This window comes from Bifidobacterium pseudolongum subsp. globosum, assembly GCF_004155535.1.
Lineage (GTDB): Bacteria > Actinomycetota > Actinomycetes > Actinomycetales > Bifidobacteriaceae > Bifidobacterium > Bifidobacterium pseudolongum_C.
Window position 1 is genome coordinate 1 of sequence record NZ_RYUH01000008.1, and the last position, 5,000, is coordinate 5,000.

Here is a 5,000-nt window from a genome sequence, read left to right on the forward strand (position 1 = left end):
CCATGCACGACCAGACCGGCATGCCGCAGCGATACGGCACCGGCATCGAATGGAACGACTTCCACAGGAGCACGCCATGGCAAGACAGCAACTAGTCAAAAGGACACACATTTTGGCGTATAACCCAGCAAACCGGGGTCTGCACTACGGGAACACCCATGCTGCAGTGAGCACAACAGTGGCGAGGTGCGTGCCATGAAAAACGCGGGCGGGTATTTCGCCTTGTTCTGTGGCCACGACCACACCAACTCGTTCATCACCCATCATGATGGGCTTGACATGGGTTACACGCCAACGTGTGGATTCACCTCATACGGACCGCGTGGCAAGGACCATGCATTGCGGGTGTTTGAATTCCACGAGAGCGACCCCGCATCCTACACCACCGAACTGCTCGACTACGGCGACTTGCTTGGCCGGGTGCCCCCGCGGGCCCTGCAGCACACTTTCGGTGATCGTGCGCTGTGCGATGCCGGCTGCATAGGGGACATGCTGCGTAAACCATCCGTCCGTGCCGCCCTGGGTGTGATGGGCGCGGTGGGAGCCGCGGCGTTCGGTGTGGTCTGGCATCGGCTGCAAGATCGACCTCAATCATTCCCCATATCCGAGGGAGCCCCGGGCGGCGGCCATTAGGATGGCGTTCCTTGGATGTGGAGAGGCAACCAAATATGGGAAATATGTAGAAATGGTTCGTTTCCATTCGATTGCCGGCCGCACAACATTCGTGAGCTACGCTCACTGGCATACGTTTCGAACCGATTGACCGTAGACCAAGAAGCGTCGGGAATCGACATAACAGAAGGAGTATCAGCATGGCAACTCGCTCCACCATCATGGACACCAACAGCTTCCGCCCCGAGATGGCGGCGGCGCTCGACCCCGAAACACGCCGCCTGACCGAGGAACGCGATGTGCTCGGCCCCGCATACCGCCTGTTCTACCGCACGCCTGTGCACTTGGTGAAAGGCGAGGGGGCGCATGTGTGGGACGCCGACGGCACGGAGTATCTGGACGTCTACAACAACGTCGCCTCCGTCGGCCACGCCCACCCGCGCGTGGTGGAAGCGATTGCCCGCCAGGCCTCACTGCTCAACACGCATACGCGCTACCTGCACGAGAACATCCTCAACTACGCCGACGATATCCTCTCCACGATGCCTGACGAGCTCAACCGCATCATGTTTCAGTGCACCGGCTCCGAAGCGAACGATCTGGCCGTGCGCGTGGCGCAGGCCTACACCGGTGGCGAGGGTGTGATCGTGACGGCCGAGGCCTACCACGGCAATTCCGCGCTCACCTCCAAACTCTCGCCGGCCCTCGGCACCGCGCAGGATCTGGGGCTGACCATGCGCATGATCCCGACGCCCGACACATACCGCCTGTCCATCGACGGCAAGCCGGCCAGCGTCTGCACAGCGGAGGAATTCGGTGGCTGGATGGCGGCCGAGGTGCGAAAAGCCGTGGCCGACATGAACCGCCACGGCATCAGGTTCGCGGCGTTGCTCGCCGATTCGATCTTCTCGTCGGATGGCGTCTATCCCGATCCGGTCGGCTATCTGCAGCCGGTCATCGACACCGTGCACGAACTGGGCGGCGTATGGATCGCCGACGAAGTGCAGCCGGGGTTCACCCGCACCGGCGACGCGTTCTGGGGGTTCGAACGGCAGGGGATCGTGCCCGACCTGGTCACGAGCGGCAAGCCGATGGCCAACGGCCTGCCCACGTCGCTCATGGCCGCACGACAGGAAGTGCTCGAGCCATTCGCCGGCTCCATCCCGTACTTCAACACCTTCGGCGGCAACCCCGTGTGCATGGCCGCAGCGCAGGCCACGCTCGACGTGATGCGCAGCGAAGACACGATGGGCAACGCCAAGCGCGTGGGCGCGGTGTTCAAGCAGGCGGTCACCGACCTCATGCCCGCCCACCCGTGCATCGGCGACGTGCGTGGGGCCGGCCTGTACATCGGCTGCGAAATCGTCAAGCCGGGCACCAAGGACCCCGATCAGGCCGCCGCGCTCGACATCCTCGAGACACTGCGCGCGCACCATGTGCTCACGTCGGTGTGCGGCCGGTTCGGCAACATCCTCAAACTGCGCCCGCCGCTCGTGTTCAGCGAGCAGGACGTGGACTGGTTCATGAGTGCCTTCACCGACACACTGCAGGAACTCGGTCTGTAATATGGAGCAACCCAACTCCACCACCGCCACGCGCACAAACGTCGAAGACGTCGTGCGCGTTGTGCGGCAGATCATTGCGCAACGCGAGCTCATGCCGGGCGAAAAACTCGGCACCGAGCGCGCGCTCGCCGAACTGCTCGGCGTCTCGCGTTCGAATCTGCGCGTGGCGCTCGCCGAACTCGAGTCGAATCACGAGATTGTGCGCAAAATCGGCCGTGCCGGTGGCATCGTCGTCTCCGACGGCCGGTTGGAACGCAATCTCAACACCGTGGAATCACTCACGCAGATCGCCAAGAGGCAGGGGTGGGCGCTCCAGTCCATTGTGCTCAGCGCGGTCGTGGCAACGGGGTCCGCGGCGGACGTGCGGCTGCTGCGGCTGCCCGCGGACAGGCCCACGGTGTATGTGGTCACGCGCCTGCGCATGCTCGGCAGTGCGCCGCTTTCCGTGGAGACGAACCATCTGCCCGCATATCTGTTCCCGGGGTTCCTCAACCGTGACCTGAGCATGTCGTTCTACGGGCTGTTCCAACAGGAATACCGGATCCGACCACAGCGCGTGGACGAGACGCTCGACTATGCGCCGGCAGCGGCGCAGGCGGCGGAACATCTGCATGTGCCGGTGGGTGCGCCGACCATGCGGATATCCCGCGTGGCATATGATCAACAGGGGAGGCCCTGCGAACGCGCCACCGATGTGTATGACGCGAACCGCATTCGGTTCACTATGCACCATTCCGGATTCGTGCGACTGTCCGCCACGCAGCGATGACGATGGGGCCGGCGTCTTTCAGATGCCGGCCCCATCACGAATGGTGTCCGTTGCGGATCGTGTGCCGATTGGCGCTCAGTCGCTGATGGCGTCACGCACGCGTGATGCCGCATCCTCGACGTGGCCCGGAATCTCGTGCACGTAGTCGGAGATTGTGTTCATCGCCTGACGCACCTCGTAGTTGCGTGCGAGGCGCTTCGGGTCGGCTTCCTTCACGATGTGCCTCACATCGCCCTTGAACTGCCTGATCTGGCGGGAGAGCGCACACTCGGCGTGCTTGTCGCGCAAGTAGAGATACAGCCAGATACCGGCGCCGATGAACAGGATGCCGGCCACGATGCCGCAGATGATTGCGGCGACGTTCACATTGTGCGCCGAATCCTCCACGTCCGCCTCGTCTGGATTGTCATCCGGGCTGGTGAGCTCGTCGAGCTCTTTGTCGCTCAGCCTGTCGATGGTCTCGTCGTCGCTTGCCATGGTTGCCTCTTTCCCTGGATGGATATGCTATGTTCCACGGTACGGGGTTTTGGGTGTGGTGGGGGTGGGTATCCTCTCACGGCAATAAAAACCGTATGGAAAGGCGCCGGTGCAAGGCACTTGGCTGGTTCCGGAATATGAGACGGTCGTTGGATGATTGTGGAGGGTCACAGGCGGGCCCCGGTTTGCGCTGTTACACTGTGGGTTCTATGACAGAACAGAATCCATATGAGCAAGAGCCAATGAACGACCATCCGCAGGGATTCGCCCAGGAGCCCTACGGAAGCGAACCGTCGCCTGCGCAACCTCATGCCGAGCCGCAATACGCGCAGCCGAGTGCCCAGCCGTATGGGCAGGTGTATGGTACCCCGCAGTACGGCGAGCAGCCGGCGCAGTACACCCAGCCGCAGATGCCGCCGGCTGCGCCCCAGCCGCCATATGGCCAGGTGCCGCCGCAGGGCATGTATGGCATGGCGGAACCGCAGCACAAGTGGAACGTCATGTGCATTGTGGGCTTCATCCTGTCGTTCATCATCGCGCCGGCCGGCCTGATCATTTCGATCATCGCGCTTGTGCAGATCAACAAATCACATGAGAAGAGCAAGGGCATGGCCATCGCGGGCATTGTGATCGGCGCGGTGATGACCGTATTGTCCGTGTTGAGCATCTGGCTGGTGTTCTGGGTGGTCAATGAGGTCTCCGACCACCCCGAATGGATCAATGTGAACGGCACGGTGTGCAAGAACGGCAAGTGCACAGTCTGCCACAACGGCGATTGCCAGGTCTGCGACGAAGACGAATGCGACATGCTCGACTTCGATTCCGACTACGACTTCGATTACTCGGCATACCGCGAAGGTGCCAAATCGCCCGATGCCGCAACGTTGCCGTTCCAGGTTTCGCCGGCGTCAGTCGTCACGTATCAGGTGGATCTGGCGCACTGAGTGTGGCCACGGCGTGGGCGACACGCCGGGAGTTGCGCTTAAGGGGCGTTTGAGTATTATATACATTTGTTGTCCCGGTGAGGTTCTCATCAGGAAGCAACGGCCGCGTAGCTCAGTTGGTTAGAGCGCCGCCCTGTCACGGCGGAGGTCGCCGGTTCAAGTCCGGTCGTGGTCGCTTTGGTCACGGAGATTCGTTCTCCAGTGCTCCAAGGCCGCGTAGCTCAGTTGGTTAGAGCGCCGCCCTGTCACGGCGGAGGTCGCCGGTTCAAGTCCGGTCGTGGTCGCGAAGTCCACTCGCAGATGTTGATGTGGATTGTTCTGGCTCTGTAGCTCAGTTGGTAGAGCGAACGACTGAAAATCGTTAGGTCAGCGGATCGATGCCGCTCGGAGCCACCACCGGCCTCCCGCCTCATGCAGGCGGGAGGCTTTTTGTTTCCTGCCGGCTGAACATCCGTGCTTGTCGGCGTGTCGATTTGCTCGTGACGCGGCGTCATATGCCATATTCGGGCATATAGGAACTAAAGTTATTGATTTAGACTCCTAGTCGGTGGTGTTTGGGTAGCGGGCGGCGGTGTGGAATTCGTTCCAGTCGATGCCAGTGCCGAGGATGGGTTGGCTCATGGGTTCGTCATC

General features: G+C 61.9%; 5 protein-coding genes and 3 tRNA genes. 7 read left to right on the forward strand and 1 reads right to left on the reverse strand.

The window, feature by feature from the left end:
- Window positions 1–195: 195 nt before the first annotated feature.
- The 3 genes from PG2093B_RS02655 to PG2093B_RS02665 all read left to right on the forward strand — a co-directional run bounded on the left by PG2093B_RS02655 (window position 196) and on the right by PG2093B_RS02665 (window position 2,946).
- Window positions 196–633 (forward strand): hypothetical protein, encoded by a 438-nt coding sequence (locus tag PG2093B_RS02655; protein WP_129897075.1) that lies wholly within the window; start codon window positions 196–198, stop codon window positions 631–633.
- Window positions 634–812: 179 nt separating this feature from the next.
- Window positions 813–2,177 (forward strand): aspartate aminotransferase family protein, encoded by a 1,365-nt coding sequence (locus PG2093B_RS02660; protein ID WP_129897077.1) that lies wholly within the window; start codon window positions 813–815, stop codon window positions 2,175–2,177.
- A gap of 1 nt (window position 2,178) precedes the next feature.
- Complete coding sequence (locus PG2093B_RS02665; protein WP_129897079.1) at window positions 2,179–2,946, forward strand: GntR family transcriptional regulator; 768 nt, start codon at window positions 2,179–2,181, stop codon at window positions 2,944–2,946.
- Window positions 2,947–3,021: 75 nt separating this feature from the next.
- Here PG2093B_RS02665 and PG2093B_RS02670 read toward each other — a convergent pair whose 3' ends face one another.
- Window positions 3,022–3,423 (reverse strand): hypothetical protein, encoded by a 402-nt coding sequence (locus PG2093B_RS02670; RefSeq protein ID WP_129897081.1) that lies wholly within the window; start codon window positions 3,421–3,423, stop codon window positions 3,022–3,024.
- A 209-nt stretch (window positions 3,424–3,632) separates the two neighbouring features.
- On the opposite strand from PG2093B_RS02670, the gene PG2093B_RS02675 reads away from it, so the two are divergent.
- From PG2093B_RS02675 to PG2093B_RS02690, 4 genes are all read left to right on the forward strand, one after another.
- Window positions 3,633–4,367, forward strand: a complete 735-nt coding sequence (locus PG2093B_RS02675; protein ID WP_242502794.1) for a DUF4190 domain-containing protein — start codon at window positions 3,633–3,635, stop codon at window positions 4,365–4,367.
- A gap of 101 nt (window positions 4,368–4,468) precedes the next feature.
- Window positions 4,469–4,542 (forward strand) — tRNA-Asp (locus PG2093B_RS02680).
- A gap of 35 nt (window positions 4,543–4,577) precedes the next feature.
- Window positions 4,578–4,651: transfer RNA gene (locus PG2093B_RS02685), tRNA-Asp, on the forward strand.
- A 36-nt stretch (window positions 4,652–4,687) separates the two neighbouring features.
- Window positions 4,688–4,763: transfer RNA gene (locus PG2093B_RS02690), tRNA-Phe, on the forward strand.
- Window positions 4,764–5,000 lie beyond the last annotated feature (237 nt).